Raw genomic sequence first — 20,821 nt, forward strand, 5'->3', positions numbered from 1 at the left:
AACGCCACACCCCTGGCTGTCCGGGGCGGGCCCCCCAAAACGGGGCCCCGTTTCCGTTTATGTCTGGCTTTCTTCCGCGGCGTGAGATTCCCTAGACTCTTCTCCGCTGGCGCCGTTGCAGCGCCGGAATGCCGGCCCGGGACTTTCATGCGCGTCATTGCCGCCCTCCTGCTCGCCCTTGCCGTCGCGGCCCCGGCCGCTGTTCGGGCGGAGGAGCCGGCGGCCAGCCACGCCCTGGCCCTGTTCGGGCAGCCGAAATACCCCGCCGGCTTCACCCATTTCGACTATGCCGACCCGGAGGCGCCGAAGGGCGGCAGCCTGGTGCTGAGCACGGTCGGCACCTTCGACACGCTGAACGTCATCCCGATCGGCACGCCGCCGCGGTCGCTGGGGCTGCTCAATGATTCGCTGATGGTCGAGAGTCAGGACGAATCCGGGGTCTATTACGGCCTGCTGGCGGAGAGCGTGACGGTGCCGGACGATGCCTCCTGGGCGGTCTTCACCCTGCGGCCGGAGGCGCGCTGGCACGACGGCGTGCCAGTGACGGCTGCGGATGTCGTGTGGAGCTGGGAGACGGTGCGGGACAAGGCCGAGCCGTTCCTGAAGTCCTTCTTCCCGGACGTCACCGGCGCCGAGGCGCTCGACGACCGCCGGGTGCGCTTCACCTTCGCCAGCCGCAACCGCCGCAAGCCGATCGGCCAGGTGGCGAACGCGCTGCCGATCCTGCCGAAGCACTGGTGGACCGTGAACGGCCGTGACATCGGCGAGAACACGGTCGAGCCGCCGCTCGGCAGCGGCCCCTACCGCATCGCATCGGTCGATCCCGGCCGGACGCTCGCTTGGGAGCGGGTGGCGGATTATTGGGGCCGCGATCTGCCGGTGAATCGCGGGCAGTGGAACGTCGACCGCATCCGCTACGACTACTACCGCGACCGCGACGCCGAGTTCGAAGCGTTCAAGGGCGGCAACTCCGATTTCCGGCAGGAGTTCACCTCGCTGTTCTGGGCCACCGGCTATGATATCCCGGCGGTGCGCGACGGCCGCCTCATCCGCGCCGAAATCGCCAGCGAGGATCCCCGCGGCATGCAGGGATATCTGTTCAATCTGCGCCGCACGCCGTTCTCCGACCCCAAGGTCCGCGAGGCGCTGGGCTGGCTGTACGACTTCGAATGGGTCAACAAGACCCTGTTCTCCGGCCTGTACGACCGGCTGGCCAGCTATTTCAACGCCGAGGGCTTCCGCTCCTCCGGCGTGCCGGAGGGCGAGGAGCGGGCGCTGCTGGAGCCGTTCCGCGGCCAGGTGTCGGACGCGCTGTTCGACACCCCCTTCGCGCTGCCGCAGACCGACGGCAGCGGCAACATGCGCGACAACATCCGCACCGCCCTGCGCCTGCTGAAGGAGGCCGGCTGGGAGCAACGCGACGGGCTGATGACCAACATCGCCACCGGCGAGCCGATGCGCTTCGAGATCCTGATCGACCAGGCGATCTACGAACGCGTGACCCAGCCCTTCGTCGAAAGGCTGCGGCAGGTCGGCATCCAGGCATCACTGCGCCGGGTGGATGCGGCGCAGATGCAGAAGCGCCAGCAGACTTTCGACTACGACGTCATGCCGCTCGCCCTCGCCTTCTACCCCCCGCCGGGCAGCGAGCTGCGCAACTATTTCGGCTCCGGCGAAGCGGGGATCGAGGGCTCGGCCAATCTCATGGGCATCCGCAACCCGGTGGTGGACGCGCTGATCGACAAGATCACGGCCGCCCGCGACCTGTCGTCGCTGCAGGTTGCAACCCGAGCGCTCGATCGTGTGCTGTTGTGGAATCGCTATGCGATCCTGCAATGGGGCAAGAGCGACGCCTGGGTGGCCTATTGGAACCGCTTCGGCCAGCCTAGGACGCAGCCGACCCATCGGTTCGGCGAACCGAATGGCGTCGGCTTTCCCTCGACCTGGTGGATCGATCCGGCGAAAGATGCGGCGCTGAAGCGCGGCGGAGGATAGAGGTAGGCATGATCACGCGACGCCAGTTCTCGATCGGCTCGATGCTCTCGGTTGCGGGGGCGTCCTTCCCCCTGCCCCGGGCCTTCGCCCAAGGGACGGCCGCCACGCCGGGCTATGGCGCGCCGACCTATTACCTGCCGATGCTGGACCTGAAGGCGGCCTATCCGAAGGACTTCCCGCACTGGAACTATGTCCGTCCGGATGCTCCCAAGGGCGGCCATCTGGTCCTAGGCGCCTTCGGCACCTTCGACACGCTCAACAACCTGACCACCGACGGCACCGATGCGGCGGGTGTGGGCGCGATCAACGATGCCCTTATCACGGTCAATCTCGACGAGCTCGACACCTATTACGCCGATGTCGCGGAGTCGCTCGAGATCTCCGACGACAAGCTTTCGGTCATCTTCACCATGCGCGAAGGCCCGCGCTTCCATGACGGCCATCCGATGACCGCCGAGGATGTCGCCTTCACCCATCAGCTGCTGCGCGAGAAAGGCGCGCTGCGATTCCGGGCTCGCTTCTACGACGACATGGACAGCATCGAGGCGCTGGACATACGACGCGTCCGGTTCACGGCCAAGAATCTGAACAACCCGCAGCTGCTCAAGGCCATGGCGAGTTTCCCGATCCTGCCGAAGCACTGGTGGGAGGGCCGGGATTTCGGCGGGCTGACGATGGAGCCGCCGCTCGGCAGTGGCGCCTACAAGATCAAGTCCGTGGATCCGGGCCGCGCGATCACGCTGCAGCGGGTCGAGGATTATTGGGGCAAGGACCTGCCGCAGAATATCGGCACGGCCAATTTCGACGAGATCACGTACCAGTACTATCGCGACCAGGACGTGCTGTACGAGGCATTCAAGTCGGGCGAGTTCGACTTCATGGCGATCGGCTCGCCCCAGCAGTGGACGACCGGCTTCAAATCCGTGGCCGCGGTGCAGTCCGGCGCCCTGAAGCTCGAGGAGATCCCGGATGCATCGCCGCAGCCCTATCTGGGCATGATGTTCAACCTGCGGCGACCCTATTTTTCCGACGTTCGGGTCCGACGGGCGCTGAACTATCTCTACGATTTCGAGACGACACAGAAGACCAGCTATTACGGTCTCTATCGCCGCATCAACAGCTACTTCCCAAACACGCCCTTCTCCTTCAGCGGGCTGCCGGAAGGCCGGGAGCTGGAGATCCTGGAGCGCTATCGCGGGAAGATCGCTGACGAGATCTTCACCACCGAATTCAAGCAACCAACGACTGATGGCAACGGCAATATCCGCACCAATATGCGGTCGGCTCTCGACCTGCTGAAGCAGGCTGGTTGGGAGTCACGCGGAGGCAGGCTGGTCAACGCAGCCAGCGAGGCGATGGCCTTCGAGATTGTCTATTTCAGGCCTGAGACCGAGAAGACGATCCTGCCCTTTGTCGAGAACCTGCGACGGATCGGGGTTCAAGCTTCGCCACGGCTGCTCGACGTGCCGCAATTCCGCAATCGGGTGAATAATTTCGATTTCGACCTCATGCCATTTGGCTTCACGCCATTCTTCCCTCCCGGAGAAGCGCTGCGCGGCGGCTGGAATTCCCGCTACGCCGACCGGCCGGGCGACGAGAATTCCCAAGGCGTGAAGGACCCGGTCATCGACGAGCTGATCGAGATGATCATTGCGGCGAAGACTTATGATGAGAAGGCGGCGACCTGCAAGGCCTTCGACCGCTACGCCACCTGGCAGTTCTTCTCCATCGCCATGTACGAGGACCCGTTCTCCCGGATCGGCTACTGGGACATGTTCGGCCATCCGGAGACGCGGCCGAAATACGACGTTGGCTTCCCCAGCACGTGGTGGTTCGACGGCAAGAATCCCAAGGCCCTGAGGGGACAGCGCCGGTGAGGCAGATCCGACCAGCCTTCGAGGTTCTGCTCTCTTTTCTGTCATGCCCGGGCTTGACCCGGGCATCCAGAGAGCATCGACACCTTCTGGATTGCCGGGTCAAGCCCGGCAATGACAATCAAAATCGTACCATACCGGCCCGCTGCCGGAGTGAAACCTGACCAATGCTCGCCTATATCATCCGGCGCCTGCTGCTGATCATCCCGACCCTGTTCGGGATCATGGTCGTCAACTTCGTCATCGTGCAGTTCGCCCCCGGCGGGCCGGTCGAGCAGATGATCGCACAGTTGCAGGGCACAGCCACCGACGCGACCAGCCGGATCAGCGGCGGCGGCGGCGATTTCAACCGTGCACCGGACAGCTCGCAACTCGGAGGCAATGCGGCTACCAGCAAATACCGCGGCGCCCAAGGGCTGGACCCGAAATTCATCGCCGAGATCGAGAAGCAGTTCGGCTTCGACAAGCCGCCGATCGAGCGGTTCTGGCTGATGATCAGTGACTATCTGAACTTCGATTTCGGCCGCAGCTACTTCAAGAGCGCGCGGGTGGTCGACCTCATCGTGTCCAAGCTGCCGGTCTCGATCTCGCTCGGTGTGTGGACCACGCTGCTGGTCTATCTGATCTCGATCCCGCTCGGCATCCGCAAGGCGGTCAGGGACGGGTCGCGGTTCGACATCTGGACCTCCAGCGTGGTCGTCGTCGGCTACGCGATCCCCAGTTTCCTCTTTGCAATGCTGCTGATCGTGATGTTCGCCGGCGGCCGCTATTTCGCCTGGTTCCCGCTGCGCGGTCTGGTCTCCGACGGCTGGTCTTCCCTGCCGTGGTACCAGCAGATCCTCGACTATCTCTGGCACATGGTGCTGCCGATCACGGCCATGGTGATCAGCGGCTTCGCCACCCTGACCATGCTGACCAAGAACTCGTTCATCGACGAGCTCGGCAAGATGTATGTGCTGACCGCGCGGGCCAAGGGCCTGACCGAGCGGCGCGTGCTGTACGGCCACATCTTCCGCAACGCCATGCTGATCGTCATCGCCGGCTTCCCGGCCGCCTTCATCGGCGTGCTGTTCACCGGGTCGCTGTTCATCGAGGTGATCTTCTCGCTCGACGGCCTCGGCCTGCTCGGCTACGAGGCGGCGATCCAGCGTGACTACCCGGTGGTGTTCGCCACGCTCTATGTCTTCACCCTGCTCGGCCTAGTGATGAAGCTGGTGCAGGACGTGACCTACACGCTGATCGACCCGCGGATCGATTTCGAGGCCCGCAATGTCTGAGGCGGCATTGTCCAGGGCACAGGACCTCGCCCATCCGCGCTTCCTCGGCTTCCGCATCCGGCCGATCACCGCCCGCCGCATCGCCAATTTCCGCGCCAACCGCCGCGGGCTGATCGCGCTGTACCTGTTCCTGGTCGTGTTCCTGGTCACGCTGTTCGCCGAGTTCATCGCCAACGACCGGCCGCTGCTGGTCAAGTATGACGGCCACTACTACGTGCCCGTCCTGCAGACCTATCCGGAGACGGCGTTCGGCGGCGAATTCGAGACCGAGGCGGATTACCGCGACCCCTTCGTGCGCGAGCTGATCAGCGCCAAGGGCTGGGCGGTCTGGCCGCTGATCCCCTTCTCCTACCGCACCATCAATTACGACCTGGACCAGCCCGCCCCCTCCCCGCCCTCGGCCACGAACTGGCTCGGCACCGACGACCAGGGCCGCGACGTGCTGGCCCGGCTGATCTACGGCCTGCGCCTCTCGATCCTGTTCGGCCTGACCCTGACCGCCTTCGCTTCGGTCATCGGCGTCTTCGCCGGCGCAATTCAGGGCTATTTCGCCGGCTGGACCGACCTGGTCTTCCAGCGGGTGATCGAGATCTGGTCCGGCATGCCGCAGCTGTACCTGCTGATCATCATGTCGTCCTTCTTCGTGCCGGGCTTCTGGACGCTGCTGTTCATCATGCTGCTGTTCGAGTGGATGAGCCTGGTCGGGGTGGTGCGGGCGGAGTTCCTGCGCGCCCGCAACCTGGACTATGTCCGCGCCGCCCGGGCGCTGGGCCAGCCGGACCGCGTGATCATGTGGAAGCACGTGCTGCCCAACGCCGTGGTCGCCACCATCACCTTCCTGCCCTTCAACCTGACCGGCAGCATCAGCCTGCTGACCGGGCTCGACTTCCTGGGCCTGGGCCTGCCGCCCGGGTCGCCCTCGCTCGGCGAGCTGGTCAGCCAGGGCAAGGCCAATCTGCAGGCGCCGTGGCTCGGCTTCACCGCCTTCTTCTCGCTGGCCATCCTGCTCAGCCTCCTCGTCTTCATGGGCGAGGCGCTGCGCGACGCCTTCGACCCGCGCAAGACGATAGCCGCCGGCGGCCCGGCTGCCGCCCCCAGTCCCGTCATCGATCCCAAGGCCCAGACGCCATGACCGACATCCCGACCTCCGGCGAAAGGCTGCTCGAGATCCGCGACCTGGCGGTGGAGTTCCGGGTGCCCGGCGGCGCAGTGCCGGCGGTGAAGGGCGTGTCGCTGCATCTCGACCGCGGCGAGACCCTGGCGCTGGTCGGCGAGAGCGGCTCGGGCAAGTCGGTCACCGCGTTGTCGGTGCTGCAGCTGCTGCCCTATCCCAGCGCCCGCCACCCCAAGGGCAGCATCCGCTATCGCGGCCAGGAGCTGCTCGGCGCGCCGGAAAAGGTCCTGCGCGAGGTCCGCGGCAACAAGATCGCCATGGTGTTTCAGGAGCCGATGACTTCCCTGAACCCGCTGCACACCGTCGAGAAGCAGGTCGGCGAGGTGCTGTCGGTCCACAAGGGCATGGGCAAGGCCCAGTCCCGCGCCCGGGTGCTGGAGCTGCTGCTCCTGGTCGGCCTGCCGAACCCGGAGCAGCGGCTGAACGCCTATCCGCACGAGCTGTCGGGCGGCCAGCGCCAGCGGGTGATGATCGCCATGGCCCTGGCGAACGAGCCGGACATCCTGATCGCCGACGAGCCGACCACGGCGCTGGACGTGACCATCCAGGCCCAGATCCTGGAGCTGATGCAGAGCCTGCAGAGCCGCTTCGGCATGGCGCTGCTGCTGATCACCCATGACCTGGGCGTCGTCCGCAAGATGGCGGACCGGGTCTGCGTCATGAACAAGGGCGAGATCGTCGAGGCCGGCGAGACCGAGGCGGTGTTCACCGCGCCGCAGCATCCCTACACCCAGCGCCTGCTGGCCTCCGAGCCCAAGGGTGATCCGGCGCCGCCTCCGGCCGACGCCCGCACCGTGGTCTCGGCCAGCGAGATCAAGGTCTGGTTCCCGATCAAGGCCGGTGTGCTGCGCCGCACGGTCGACCATGTCAAGGCGGTGGACGGCATCGACGTCACCGTGCGCGAGGGCCACACGGTCGGCGTGGTCGGCGAGAGCGGATCGGGCAAGACCACGCTCGGCCTCGCTTTGCTGCGCCTGATCTCGAGCCAGGGCTCGATCCTGTATGGCAAGAAGGAGCTGCAAGGCCTGCAGTTCCGCGACATGCGCCCGCTTCGGCGGGAGATGCAGATCGTCTTCCAGGACCCCTACGGCTCGCTCAGCCCACGGATGTCGATCTCCGAGATCATCGAGGAGGGGCTGCAGGTGCACCGCATCGGCGGCTCCTCGGCCGAGCGCGAGCGGATGATCGTCGCGGCGCTGGAGGAGGTCGGCCTCGACCCCGCCAGCCGGCACCGCTACCCGCACGAATTCTCCGGCGGCCAGCGCCAGCGCATCGCCATCGCCCGGGCCATGGTGCTGAAGCCGAAATTCGTGGTGCTGGACGAGCCGACCTCGGCGCTCGACATGTCGGTCCAGGCCCAGATCGTCGACCTGCTGCGCGGGCTGCAGGAGAAGCACCGCCTGGCCTATCTGTTCATCAGCCACGATCTGAAGGTGGTCCGCGCCTTGTCGGACGAGGTCATCGTGATGAAGAACGGCAAGGTGGTCGAGCACGGCTCGGCGGTGCAGATCTTCGAGGCGCCGCAGCACCCCTATACCCAGGCGCTGCTGAAGGCCGCGCTGGAGATGAAGTCGGCGGACACGCCGGAGATCGCGATCTGAGCCCGCCTCTCCAGTCCTTTCCCGTCATGGCGAGGCGCGCAGCGCCGTGGCCATCCAGGAGCCGGTGCGAGCGGCCCTGGATCGCCACGCCCCTTCGGGGCTCGCCATGACGGTCAATATTTCAGGTCATTGATACGAGATCGGCGCTCCGGCGGCCGGTCAGTTGCGGCGCGGCGGGAGCCTGATGCCGGGATTGGTCGAGCCGATGTCCTCTCTCTCGACGCCGTCGATCCAGTCGCTCAGCTGCGAGATGGTCGTCGGATACCAGTCGAAGCCGCGGATCTCGCTGTCGACGAGGTAGCTGTCGTCGTCGAGATTCACCATCATCGAGTAGGTCCGTTCCGACAGCTCCCGCAGCATGTCGTTGGGCAGCGCCTCCTTGTCGTAGAGGATGTAGTCGAAGAACTCCTGCTTCTCCGCCGGCGTGTCGTAGCCGCGATATTCGGCCAGCTGCTCGAGCAGCGGGAACAGCGGCCGGCCCATCGCCTCGTCGGAGGCGCCGGGATCGTCCCGGCCCTCGGCCAGGATCTCGGCCCGCTCGGGGTCCACCGGCGGATCCAGATTCGCCAGGATCGCCCGCGTATCCCCTTCGAAATACTCGCGCTGCTTCTCGCTGGACTGCCAGTGCAGGATGCTGGCGCCGACCAGCCAGACCCCGGCGGCGACCCATCCCACCGGCCCGGCCCAGGACGTGCTCGCGAATGCAAGCGTGGCGACGGACGCGAGACCCATCGAGGTCCAGACGGCTCCTCCAAGGACGTTGCCGTTCGAGAATTCGATGCTCGCCGTCCAGGCGGCGACCCCTGCGGTGAGGACCGAGGACGCGGTGCCCAGGGTGCGATAGATCCCCGGCCCGTTGACGTAGCCGAACCGGGTCATGCGATCCAGCCGTCCGCCCTGGTTGAACAGGCTGGGCAGCCCGGTGGCCGGCCGGACGTGCCGCCCTTGCGGGATCAGAAGGCTCTGGATGCCGGCTGCGGCCCCACGCGACACGTCCATGCCGGCCAGCAGGCCGAAGACCGCCGCCCATGCCTTGTCGTCGGGACGGTCGGACGCCAGGAATTCGCGAACGCCCCAGATGTTCAGCGCGCCGCTGATCCCCGCCGCTGGAATCGCCGCGGCCCGGCGGCCGAGCAGCCCATCCCGCGGCTCTGCCTCGCCACTGGCGCCGCCGTTCGCGCGATTGGCAACGGCCTGCGCGATCGGCGACGACGGCGCCAGCACGGTGGATACGAGCAGGCTGGAATTCTTGATTTCGCGCGACACGAAGCCGCCGCTGGGGCCGTTGGGCTGGCTGTTCTCCAGCATCTCCAGCGTCATCAGCAGCGCCGCCCCCTGCGCCGGCTTGTCGCGCAGGGCGTCCAGCGCTTCCGTCCGGTCCTTGCCCTTCAGACCATCGAGCACCTCCTGCACGGTGGACGGCAGGGACGTCATCCCGGGAGGCAGCTCGATGATGTCCGCATCCGGGTCGTCCAGCTGCCGCTGTATCTGGTCGTAGGTGTCCAGGACATCCCCGAACACGGCGTCGAATTCGGCGTCGGAGACGTTGCGGTACAGCGTCGCGTATTGCTGGAATTCGGGTGAATCCTGCAGTTGCCGCTCCACCTCCGCCAGGGTGAGGGGCTCCGGCGACGCCGACATTCCGCCCATCGCGACCTGGACCATCGGCGGTGGGGCATCGTCGCCGTCGTCCTTATCGCCGACGAGAAGGTGACGCAGTTCCCCATGAGCCTCCGTCAGGCGCTCATAGCCATACAGGTCCTCGCCTTCCAGGTGTCGCAGGGATTCCGGCAGCGCCTCCAGGACCGCATCCGTGGACATGGCACCGGCGAACAGCCGCTCGAACCTGGCGACCTGCTCCGGATTGTCCTCCAGCTTGCCGTCCTGGACGGTCTGGATGGCGCCGGCGAGTTCCTCGTCGTCCCGCAGCCCCTCCAGATAGCTGCCGGCCCATTGCGGATCGCCGATCAGGCGTCCGTACTCCTCGGTCGCCTCCCGCGCCTCCGGCGTCAGGTTTTCGACGCCGGACGCCACGGTGTGGAGCATGGCATCGGCCGCGTCGGCCCAGCCGTCCTCCGCATAATGCGCCGCCATGGCGACCGCCAGGGTCGCGCCGTCGCCGTGGCTGATGCTGTCGGCGATGGCGGTGCGCAGCACGATGTCCCCGCCCCATGCCGTGGGCGACTCCCGATCGAAGCCGCCGGTGTTCGCGTCCGCCATCAGCCCCGCGAGGCGCGAGACGCCCTCGCTGATCTGCATGCGGCCGTCGGCGTCGACGGAGGCGGAGGCGCCCGCCTGCGTCGCGACGACATTGAGGTTGCCGATCAGTTCCTCCGCCTCGTCCGAAAGGCCTCCGTTGGAAGAAAGATGGCGCAGCGGATAGACGATCTCGGCCAGCCGCGAGGTCGGCGGGTTCTCCTCGTCTTCATAGTCTCCCGTCGCCGGCATCTCCGACAGCTCGACCAGGATCTGGTCGGCCCGCTCGGCCGGCACGCCGGTGAGGGTCACTTCGAGCGAGTTCCCGTCGGTCACCTGGCTGGCGGGATCGGTCACCATCACCTGGTGGCGCGCCGCCTCGAGCGCGTCGAGATATCCCGGGTCGACCTCCAGCGTGTCGGGGTCCATCGGGCCGTAGAATGACAGCTCGGCGATGAATTCCGCCGCCTCCCGATCCGGGTCGAAATCGGGGGTCTGGGCGGGCGGCGGCGGATAGATTCTGCGCCGCAGTGCCTCCTCGACATCGCCCTGGAACGCGCTCCAGTCGCCGCTTTCCAAGGCCTGCGCGGCGCTATCGCGCAGGCCATTGAACAGCACGTTCATGTTCACCCGGAGATCCTCGGCCCGGGAGTCGACCAGGTCCGAGAGCCCCTCCGTCTGCGGCAGCACGGCACGCAGATGGGCCGCGCGCTCCTCCAGGGTCGCCTCGAAGTCCTCCTGGTCCATCGTCCCGGCGACCAGGGCCAGATCCGCGTCGATCAGATCCTGCAGCTCGTCCTGCTCGGCCTGGGGCAGGTCCTCGACCGAATCCGCGCCGCCCGCGATCTCCGAGATGTCCTGCAGCCGCTCCACCCGCTCGTCGCTGAGGATGGTGATGACGTGGGTCTCGGGCAGGCCGTCCGGATCGGCCTCCAGCTCTGGATTGAACCGGGCCAGAAGCTCGGCGTACTGCTCGGCATAGTCCCGGTTCTCGTCGAAGCCGAGACGCTGCGCCACGGCCGGGTCCAGGTCCTTGCCATAGCCCAGCTGCCGCGCGATCTCGGTCAGATTATCGCCCCGCTGCGCCTGATAGGTGATCTGGCCGTCGATGCTCCTGTTCGCCGGATTGCTGCCGTCGAGCTCCTCCAGCGGCTCCGCTCTCGGCGACGCATTGGTGGCCGGGACGATCGTTCCGGGTCCCTTCGCCCGGTTCAGGGCTTGGTTCCAGAGCGTGACGGATGTGTTCTGCCTGAACCGGTCCGAGAGCAAAGGCCCGCGGTCCGGCAGTCCGGAAATACCAGTCATCAGCCTCTCCTGAATACAGGTCTGACCGACGATCGAACAGACCATTTATCGCAGACAGAGCGGCGCTTTCTGGAGTTCTGGAGCGCCAAATCTTGCAGTCTTGCGATTTGTCTATGGCAAAAGGATTACAATCTCAACAAGAAAATTGTAATGATTATGTCACGATTTCACGAGTTCTGGCATTAACAGCCTGAACTTTGCCCCTATACCAATAGCCCGAAATATTGACCGTCATGGCGGGCCCCAAAGGGGCGCGGCCATCCAGCGGCACCGCTCCCTGGATGGCCACGTCGCTTCGCTCCTCGCCATGACGAGGAGAGGCTGGAAAGTCATCCTAAAGGCCGTTGGCCTCATTGTCCGTGATCTGTTGCCGCCCCGCTTCGAGACGATGGGTCGCGCCGTCGCCATAGCCGAACGGCATCCGGAATCATCGGGGATGACGGCAGAGCGATACAGCCCCGCCGCCCGGATCAGGCGCCGATCACTCCGCCGCGGTGGCGCCCTGCGGTTGCGGCACCGGCTTGGTGTGCGCCCGGGCCGCGGCGGCGCGGGCGCCCTGCGTCACCGAGAACATCTCCAGCGTGTCGAGCTCCTCCTCGCTGACCGGCGTCAGCGCCAGGTCGTGATAGGCCTTGCGGTTCGGATCGGCCTTGATCCGCCGGCGGACCTGGTTGAAGCGCCACCACAGCCGCGCCATGGCCCAGTGCTTGGCCACGGTCTCGCCGGCATAGCGGAGGTAGAAGGGCAAGGCCGCTTCGATCGGCAGGCCCGGGCGGCGGTCGGTCCGCACCTTGCGGCGCAGATAGCCGCCCTCCAGCGGGTGCAGCCCCTCGACATTGATGCAGGTGGTGAACCACAGCAGCAGAAACAGGATCTTGCCGACGCTGATCCCGGTCGCCGCCGCCCGGCGCATCACCGTCTCCATATGCTCGGGCGAGTAGTAGGTCTGCCAGGCCAGCTTGTAAGCCCGCTGCCACTCCTCACGCGACATCAGCGCGTGGCCGGTGGTGACGTGGTTCAGGTCGTAGCGGTTCAGGTCCGGATCCATCGGGATGCCGGCGTGGAACAGGTTCTTGTGGTCCTCCGACCCCGGGAGCGGCGTCAGGAAGAAGAACTCCAGCAGGTCGACCGGCAGCTCGCGCTGGATGATGCCGATGTCGCGGACGATCGATTCCGGCGTGTCGGTGGGGAAGCCCAGGATGTAGCCGGCATAGGTCATGGCGCCGACCGCCTTCCAGGCCAGCAGCATCTTCCGGTACTCGGTGATCTTGTTCTGCCGCTTCTTGGCGCCGACCAGGCTGTCCGGGTTGATGTTCTCCAGCCCGATGAACACCCGGGTCACCCCCGCCCGTCCCGCCTTCTCGATGAAGTGCGGGATGCGGTGGCACATGGTGTCGACCTGGATGATCATGCGGAAGGACAGCTTCTCCCGCTCGCGCAGCTCGATCAGCCGGTCGAAGATCGGCTCCCAGTCCTTGTTGCGCGCGAAATTGTCGTCGGTGATGAAGAAGCGGCTGATGCCGCTCTTCACATTCTCGCGGATGATCTGCTCGACATCGTCGGGCGACCGGCGGCGCGACTTGCGGCCCTGGACGTTGATGATGGTGCAGAACGAGCACTGGAACGGGCAGCCGCGGCCGGCGTCGAAGCTGGTGTGCTGGCCGGCGGTGCGGCGCACCCGCGCGATCGGCAGCACCGGCATCGGCACGCCTTCGATGTTCGGCAGGTCGTCCATGAAGTTGTAGAGCGGCTTGAGCCGGTTGTTGAAGGCGTCGATCAGCACCTCATCGAGCCGCCCCTCGGCCTCGCCGGCGAACAGCGAGATGCCCAGCGCCTGCGCCTCCGCCACCTCCGGCTGCAGGCCGGGCAGCATGGCGATGGTGCCGGAGACGTGGAAGCCGCCGATGCCGACCTGGATCCCCGCCGCCCGCAGCGGCCGGGCGATGTCGACCGCCCGCGGGAACTGGTTCGACTGCACCCCGACCAGCGCCACCATGCCCGATCCTGCGCGCCGGATCCGGCGGATGATCGCGTCCGGTCGGACCCGGGTGTTGGTCTCGTCGATCGCGGTGATGGCGATGTCGACATCCGCGCCGAGGATCAGGCGCTCGGAACAGTCGCGGGCGAGGCCGTACAGCACCGCCAGCGTGTTCGACGGAATCGCCGACCGCAGCCACTGGATGACATAGCCGTCATCGTCGTAATGCGACGGCTTGATCAAGACGAGTTCAAACACCCGCCGCCCGTTCGTCCCCACCGCCATATCGGCGTCCCCTGCTGGGTCCTGTTGAGTCTGAATAGCACGAATGCGCGGTGCGGGGCGACGATTGCCGTCTCCGGCGGCGAGGTTCATACAGGAGTCATCAAGCGGAAGGCCGTTCCGGGGAAGAGATCATGGCGAGCGTCGATCTGAACTGCGACATGGGCGAGGGCTTCGGCGCCTGGGAGATGGGCGACGATTCGGCGATGCTGGAGATCGTCACCTCGGCCAATGTCGCCTGCGGCTTCCATGCCGGCGATCCGATCGTGATGCGGCGGACCCTGACCCTGGCGCGCGACCGCGGCATCGGCGTCGGCGCCCATCCCGGCTTCCTCGACCTCTGGGGCTTCGGCCGCCGGGTGATCCAGGGCGAGACGCCCGAGGACATCGAGGCCCATGTCGTCTACCAGATCGGCGCCATCCAGGGCATGGCGACGTCGGTCGGGCACCGCGTCACCCATGTCAAGGCGCATGGCGCGCTGAGCAATGTGGCGATGGTCGAGGATGCCGTGGCGCTGGCGATCGGCCGCGCGATCAAGTCGGTCGACCCGACCCTGGCCTATATGGTCCTGCCCGGCACGGCGCTGGAGCGCGCGGCGGTGGAACTGGGCCTGCCGGTGGTGCGCGAGGTCTTCGCCGACCGTACCTATGAGGACGACGCCACCCTGACCTCGCGCAAGGTCGCCGGGTCGGTGATCCACGACCCCGAGGCCGCGGCCGAGCGGGTGCTGCGCATGGTCGAGGAGCAGGCGGTCACCAGCCGCAGCGGCAAGCGCATCCCGGTGCCGGTCGACACCGTCTGCGTTCATGGCGACACGCCGGGCGCGGTCGGCATCGCCCGCCGCATCCGCGAACGGCTGGAACAGGCCGGCATCCGCCTGGTGGCGCTGAAGGACCGGCCGGCCTGATCCCGCGGAATCGCCAGGAATTCGCCGCGAAAGCATGGCAGACGAGCGCTGCGGAACGCGCTCTTGTAACGGAACCTTAACACGTCCATCTCCGGGTCCACGGGTCAGCAGGACCCGCGCCGCCCCTGCCGTCCGGAGACGGAACCAATGATTCTCGACCGCCGCCGCCTTCTCGCCGGCATCAGCCTGGCCGTGGCCGGCCTGTCCGTGATGGCCGCCGCCGATCCCGACGGGGCGACGCGCGGCGTCGACGACGAGGTGCCGGTCAGGCCCGGCGTCGTCTATGCTCTCGGCGACAAGCGCGACGGCGGCTTCAACGAAGGCGCGCTGCACGCGCTGGAGTTCTTCCGCAACGAGACCGGCGAGGCCTATCTCGAGGCCGAGCTGCAGTCGGTCGATGGGTTCGGCGGCGCGGTCGATGGCCTGGTGCGGCAGGGCGCCAACCTGATCATCGCCGTCGGCTTCTACTATGCCGATGCGGTGAAGATGTGTGCCGCAGCCCATCAGGACGTCCGCTTTGTCCTGGTCGACGGCGTCGCCGAGGGGCCGAACATCCGCTCGATCGTGTTCCGCGAGCAGGAAGGCGCCTATCTGGTCGGCGTGCTGGCGGCGCTGGCCTCGAAGTCCGGAACGATCGGCTTCGTCGGCGCGGCCGACGTGCCCCTGATGCAGAAATTCGCCGCCGGCTACGCCGCCGGCGCCAGGGCGACGCGGCCCGAGGTCACCACCCTGGTCGACTATGTCGGCACCGATCCCGCCGTTGCCTTCCGCGACCGGGACCGGGCGGCCGAGGTCGCGCGCGGCCTGATCGGGCGCGGCGCCGACGTCGTCTTCGCCGTCGCCGGCGAGGCCAATCTCGGCGTGTTCCAGGCGGCGCGGGAGGCGGAGACGCTGGCGATCGGCGTCGACAGCAACCAGAACGGCGTGGTCCCCGGCACCATCCTGACCTCGATGCTGAAGCGGGTCGACATTGCCGTGCTGCGGTCGCTGGACGACATGCGGGCCGGCGTCTGGTCCGCCGGCCTGGTCACGCTGGGCGTGCGCGAGCACGCGGTCGGCTGGGCGATCGACGACAACAACCGGCCGCTGGTCACCCCGGAGATGGAGGAAGCGGTCGAGACCGCCCGCCGCGCCATCGCCGACGGCAGCATCACGGTGCCCGACCCGACCAGACCCTGAGCGCGGGGCCCGCCCGGCAGCACCTCCGCCGCTACACGTGCAGCTCGGTGTCCATAGTGACGACGACGTCCTCGCGCCGCATAACCCGCGCCGAGAAGGCGTAGTGCGACAGGATGCGGGAGGCCGAGCGGCATTCGACCTGGAAGGACAATGCCTCCGCCGCGGAGACGAGCCTCAGCGCAGCAATGTCCGTCCGGACGACGGAGTATTCTGTCTCTCTGCCGATGATGTGGTGCAGAAGGCGGGCCACCACCTGGGTGATGGTCTCGGCGATGATCGCGATCGGCCAGGCCGGGTAGTGGAGAAAGTGACCGGCGCATCGGGCCGGCGCCAGGGGCTGGCTGCGAGCCGCGAGCGATGATCCGCGCGGCTCCTCGAAAGCCAGGGGTATCGGCTCCCCGTATGGGGAGCGTTCGGGGGTGGAGGCCTGCTCGATCCGGTAGTCCTGGAACAGGCGCATGAAGACCCGTTCCGGCAGCGCCTGATACTCGCAGTGCAGATGCGCGAAGGGGTCGCCGTCCGACATGATCGCCTGCGCCGTCAGCGAACGCCGGTCCTGCGCCAGCACCTCGGCGGCGGCCTGGAACACCCGGCCCGCTCCGCGGCGCCCTGCGTCCTTGAGCGTGCTGTACCGTGCCTTGGTCGCGAGGTAGTAGGTCCGCTCCGTCGCGCGCCGGGCGGCGGCACAGGATCCGAGGATCGCGAGATGCCGGCCGACCTCTGCCGAGGCGACCGGGCCGCGCTCATAGCCGATCGTCTGCTCGGATGCGAAGACACCTCGGACAGCGCCGTCCTCATCTCCCTCCAGCTCGCCGAAGGCAAAGTACGGCGCCTGCACGGCAATGCGGTCGCAGACGGTCGAGATATCCAGCCTTTGCATGCGCCATCTCCATGATCAGGTCCACGCTCCTCCCCCGGGCCCGAGCTTCATCATGGCCGCGCCTCGATATCATGATTCGTACCACTGACGCAGAAGAGATGAAAGTAAAGATTGAATATCAACTTTAGTATTATTCGCTTTAGCCAAAAATAAGCCAAATTTATACAAAGATTCTTGAACAATATATTCTTTATGACTCAAGCTTCGGATGCAATTTCAGAATATTCTGCGAAAATCGACCTCTCACAGTTGGACGCATTGGCCGCAATGCCCGAGGGTCTCCGGCCATGCCCGCCGCTGACCACTTTCCGTCACGCGGATGCAACGGAAGGCGCCTAGAGGTGTTTCGGGAGCGGCAGGGGATTCGGCCCTTGCCCGATGAAGAAGGGGGACTTCGTCATGGCCGATCCGTTGCTCAACGAGTTCGTCGCCAACCATGTCGGCACCGACAATTCGGAATATTTCGAGATCAAGGGCGACGCCCTGGCCGACTACAGCGGCTGGACCCTGGTGCAGATCGAGGGCGATGCCGGCGGCACCGGCCGGATCATCTCCGCCACCGCGATCGGCAGCACCGATGCCGATGGCTACTGGAGCAGCGGCTTCCAGTCGAACCTGCTGCAGAACGGCAGCGGCACGCTGCTGCTGGTCGAGAACTACAGCGGCAGCACCGGCCAGGACCTCGACACCAACGATGACGGCGTGCTCGACGCCACGCCCTGGGCGCGGATCGGCGACGGCGTCGCGATCGACGACGGCGGCACCGACGACCGCTTCTACAGCACCACCGTGCTGACCCCGAATTTCGACGGCGCCGGCATCACAGTCGGCGGCGCCTCGCGCCTGCCCGACGGCGCCGACACCGGCAGCCCGGCGGACTGGACTCGCAACGACTTCGACCTGGCCGGCCTGCCGGGCCAGACCGGCACGCCCGCCCCCGGCGAGGCGCTGAACACGCCGGGCGCCGAGAACGCGCCAGTGCCCGAGACCGAACCGGACTTCCACGCGATCTACGAGATCCAGGGCGCCGGCCACCGCTCCGAGTTCGAGGGCGACCGGGTGGCGACCCAGGGCGTGGTCACCGCCATCGCGTCCAACGGCTTCTACATCCAGGACGCCCAGGGCGACGGCAACACCGCGACCTCGGACGCCGTCTTCGTCTTCACCGGCGCCGGCGCCGTGCCGGCCGAAGTACAGCTCGGCGTCACCCTCGACGTCACCGGCTCGGTCACCGAGTTCCGGCCCGGCGGCGCCTCGTCCCACAACCTGACCGTAACCGAGATCACCGGCGCCAGCGTCGAGGTCTCGGCGGTGCAGCAGACCGTGCCGGTCGCGGTCAGCATCGGCGCCGGCGGCTACGCCCCGCCGACCGAGACGATCGACGACGACGGCCGCACCGTCTACGACCCCGCCCATGACGGCGTCGACTACTGGGAGAGCCTGGAGGGCATGCTGGTCGACGTGCCGGCCCCGGTGGTGATCGGCCCGACCAACGGCTTCGGCGAGGCCTATGTGCTGGCCGACAACGGCGACCACGCCACCGGCTCCCGCAGCGGCGCCGGCGGCCTCATGATCTCCGAGACCGACCAGCAGCCGGAGCGGATCCAGATCGACGACGACCTGCTGGGCAGCTTCATGCCGGACTTCAATGTCGGGGCCCAACTCGGCACCGTTCAGGGCGTGGTGAACTACAATTTCGGCTGGTACGAGGTCCAGGCGATCAAGCCGATCGAGGTCGAATCCCCCGGCACCCTGACGCCGGAGACGACGGCGCTGGCCGGCGACCGCGACCACCTGACCGTCGGCTCGATCAACCTCGAGAACCTCGACCCCAAGGTCGAGGACATCAACCTGGTCCAGGACAAGAACCCGAACAACGTCGACGATGACGTCGGCAGCGGCAAGTTCGACCGGCTGGCCCAGCAGATCGTCGGCAACATGGGGTCGCCCGACATCGTTGCGCTGCAGGAGGTGCAGGACAGCGACGGCGCCGAGATCACCGGCGTCACCTCGGCCGCCGAGACCGCACGGGTGCTGATCGAGGCCATCGTCGCGAATGGCGGGCCGCGCTACGAATATGTCGACGTGGCGCCGGCCAGCGGCACCTCGGGCGGCCAGCCCGGCGGTAACATCCGGGTCGGCTACCTGTACAACCCGGACCGGGTCGACCTGGTCGAAAGCTCGGTCAAGGCGCTGACCGATCCCGACCTGTCGGATGGCGACGCCTTCGCCGCCAGCCGCCTGCCGCTGGCCGCCGATTTCGTCTTCAACGGCGAGACGGTGACGCTGGTGAACAACCACTTCACCTCGAAGAGCGGCAGCTCGCCGACCTATGGCGAGGACTTCCCGCCGCTGAACCGCGGCGAGGACCAGCGCGAGGCCCAGGCGGCGATCGTCAACGCCTATGTCGACGGCCGGCTGGCGGCCGATGCCGACGCCAAGGTGATGGTGGTCGGCGACCTCAACGAGTTCTCCTGGAACGACCCGCTGAAGGTGCTGCGCGGCGACACCGACGGCAGTCCTGTGCTGAAGGATCTGGCTGACGAGCTGCTGCCGGCCGGCGAGCGCTGGAGCTACGTGTTCGAGGGCGCGAGCCAGGAGCTCGACCACATGCTGGCGACCGACGGCGTGTACCAATCGGGGCTGGAATTCGACATCGTCCACACCAATGCCGGCTTCGCCGACCAGGTCAGCGACCACGACCCGTCGGTGGCGCGGCTGCACATCCCGGCGCCGGGCACGCCGGAGAACCCGAACATCATCACCGCCGACAAGCCGACCTTCCTGTTCAACTTCGCCATCGTGAAGGGCACCGAGGATTTCGACGAGGTCCGCGCCTCGGTCAACGTCAAGGCGAATGATGCGGTCGAGCGCATCGTGCTGCAGGGCGACCGCGACCTGATCGTCTGGGCCGGCAACACCGACACCCAGATCATCGGCAACAGCGGCGACAACACGCTCTATGGCGGCGCCGGCAACGACCGCATCGCCGGCGGCGGCGGGAACGACCTGCTGATCGGAGGCCGCGGCGCCGACATCTTCGCCTTCGGCCACGGCGACGGCCGCGACGTCATCACCGACTTCGACGTCCGCCAGGACAAGCTGGCCATCGCCGACGGCGCCGAAGCCACGGTGAGGTGGGGCCTGCTGAGCACGGTGGTCGAGCTCGACGACGGCACCCGCGTCACCCTGCTCGGCGTGCGGCCGGACCAGATCGAGCACGCGGATTGGATGGTGTGAGGGGGCCCGGCTCGTTCGGTCGCCGGGCAGGGGAATCATAATCCCCTACCCGGGGTTCAATTCCTCCCCAGCTACCGTCGAATTTCCCGAGCGGTTCTGCGGACTGTCGCGACGGGGCTTGGAAGGCGGATGGACCGCTCCCGGTTCTCCGCCTTTCCATTCGCGCCGGTTGTGTTCCGCGCCCTGAGCCGAGACGAGTCCGACCGCGCGGTGTGTATCAATGCGCACTCCGGTCTAGACGTTGTCCGCATCAGTGTGTATACATACACACATGAAGAGCGGCGACGTCATCGGCGCCCTGAAGGCGGACGGTTGGTACGAGGTGGCCCAGAAGGGGAGCCACGTCCAGTTCAAGCATCCAACCAAACCAGGGCGTGTGACCGTCCCGCATCCAAAGCGAGACATACCGATCGGCACGCTCCGAAGCATCGAGAAGCAGGCCGGCATCAGGTTGAGGTGAACCATGCGCCACTACATCGCCCTGATCCACAAGGACGCTGATAGCGACTATGGCGTCTCGTTCCCCGATCTTCCCGGCCTGATCACCGCCGGCGTCGATTTGGACGATGCGCGCGCCATGGCGGAGGAGGCTCTGGCCCTGCACATCGAGGGGCTGGCCGAGGATGGCGAGGCCGTTCCCGAGCCCTCCAGCCTGGAGGAGATCATGGCTGATCCGGAGAACCGGGGCGGCGTCGCCGTCCTGGTGGCCGCCCCCCGACAGGCTATGAAGTCGGTTCGCGTCAACGTCACGATCCCCGAGGATATCCTGGCCGAGATCGATCGCTATGCCGAAGGACATGGTTTCACGCGGTCCGGCTTCCTGGTTCGCGCGGCGCGGGAGGCTATGTCGCATGACCGGCTGGAGACGGCAGCCTGAAGCAGACGCCGTAGCCGACCGCCCGTCGAGACAGTGTTGGGTTCGCCTCGGCGAC

Annotated in this window: 13 protein-coding genes; 10 read left to right on the top strand and 3 right to left on the bottom strand. The window is 66.8% G+C overall.

Annotated features, from left to right (window positions below; translation table 11 throughout):
- Positions 1–147 precede the first annotated feature (147 nt).
- The 5 genes from AAHM41_RS22965 (at position 148) to AAHM41_RS22985 (ending at position 7,921) form a co-directional block, all read left to right on the top strand.
- Positions 148–1,995 carry an extracellular solute-binding protein gene (locus AAHM41_RS22965; RefSeq protein ID WP_342238913.1) on the top strand — a complete coding sequence of 616 codons (1,848 nt, stop codon included), beginning with the start codon at positions 148–150 and terminating at the stop codon, positions 1,993–1,995.
- 8 nt (positions 1,996–2,003) lie between these two features.
- Positions 2,004–3,872 (top strand): extracellular solute-binding protein, encoded by a 1,869-nt coding sequence (locus tag AAHM41_RS22970; protein ID WP_342238914.1) that lies wholly within the window; start codon positions 2,004–2,006, stop codon positions 3,870–3,872.
- Between the two features lie 164 nt (positions 3,873–4,036).
- Positions 4,037–5,146, top strand: a complete 1,110-nt coding sequence (locus AAHM41_RS22975) for a microcin C ABC transporter permease YejB (RefSeq protein ID WP_342238915.1) — start codon at positions 4,037–4,039, stop codon at positions 5,144–5,146.
- A 7-nt stretch (positions 5,147–5,153) separates the two neighbouring features.
- Positions 5,154–6,278: an ABC transporter permease gene (locus tag AAHM41_RS22980; protein WP_342238916.1), complete on the top strand. Its 1,125-nt coding sequence runs from the start codon at positions 5,154–5,156 to the stop codon at positions 6,276–6,278.
- A complete protein-coding gene (locus AAHM41_RS22985; protein ID WP_342238917.1) occupies positions 6,275–7,921 on the top strand; it encodes an ABC transporter ATP-binding protein in 1,647 nt (548 codons plus the stop codon). Before AAHM41_RS22980 ends, AAHM41_RS22985 begins: the two co-directional genes overlap by 4 nt.
- A 159-nt stretch (positions 7,922–8,080) precedes the next feature.
- On the opposite strand, the gene AAHM41_RS22990 is transcribed toward AAHM41_RS22985, so the two are convergent.
- Both AAHM41_RS22990 and AAHM41_RS22995 read right to left on the bottom strand, forming a co-directional pair.
- The gene (locus AAHM41_RS22990) at positions 8,081–11,467 is read right to left on the bottom strand and encodes a hypothetical protein (RefSeq protein WP_342238918.1); all 3,387 of its coding nucleotides are present in this window, start codon (positions 11,465–11,467) and stop codon (positions 8,081–8,083) included.
- A gap of 436 nt (positions 11,468–11,903) precedes the next feature.
- Positions 11,904–13,685, bottom strand: a complete 1,782-nt coding sequence (locus AAHM41_RS22995; protein ID WP_342238919.1) for a B12-binding domain-containing radical SAM protein — start codon at positions 13,683–13,685, stop codon at positions 11,904–11,906.
- Positions 13,686–13,816: 131 nt separating this feature from the next.
- Between AAHM41_RS22995 and AAHM41_RS23000 the strand changes: the two genes are divergently transcribed.
- A complete protein-coding gene (locus AAHM41_RS23000; protein ID WP_342238920.1) occupies positions 13,817–14,590 on the top strand; it encodes a LamB/YcsF family protein in 774 nt (257 codons plus the stop codon).
- Between the two features lie 147 nt (positions 14,591–14,737).
- The gene (locus AAHM41_RS23005) at positions 14,738–15,769 is read left to right on the top strand and encodes a BMP family lipoprotein (protein ID WP_342238921.1); all 1,032 of its coding nucleotides are present in this window, start codon (positions 14,738–14,740) and stop codon (positions 15,767–15,769) included.
- Between the two features lie 31 nt (positions 15,770–15,800).
- Here the strand turns inward: AAHM41_RS23005 and AAHM41_RS23010 are convergent, their stop codons facing one another.
- Complete coding sequence (locus tag AAHM41_RS23010; protein ID WP_342238922.1) at positions 15,801–16,649, bottom strand: hypothetical protein; 849 nt, start codon at positions 16,647–16,649, stop codon at positions 15,801–15,803.
- Positions 16,650–17,048: 399 nt separating this feature from the next.
- Between AAHM41_RS23010 and AAHM41_RS23015 the strand changes: the two genes are divergently transcribed.
- From AAHM41_RS23015 to AAHM41_RS23025, 3 genes are all read left to right on the top strand, one after another.
- Positions 17,049–19,889, top strand: a complete 2,841-nt coding sequence (locus AAHM41_RS23015) for an endonuclease/exonuclease/phosphatase family protein (RefSeq protein ID WP_342238923.1) — start codon at positions 17,049–17,051, stop codon at positions 19,887–19,889.
- Between the two features lie 271 nt (positions 19,890–20,160).
- On the top strand, positions 20,161–20,349 hold the full coding sequence (locus AAHM41_RS23020) for a type II toxin-antitoxin system HicA family toxin (protein ID WP_342238924.1): 189 nt from the start codon (positions 20,161–20,163) through the stop codon (positions 20,347–20,349).
- 3 nt (positions 20,350–20,352) lie between these two features.
- Entirely contained in the window at positions 20,353–20,766 is a 414-nt protein-coding gene (locus tag AAHM41_RS23025; protein ID WP_342238925.1) for a type II toxin-antitoxin system HicB family antitoxin, read from the top strand.
- Positions 20,767–20,821 lie beyond the last annotated feature (55 nt).

Source organism: Inquilinus sp. OTU3971 (assembly GCF_038440215.1).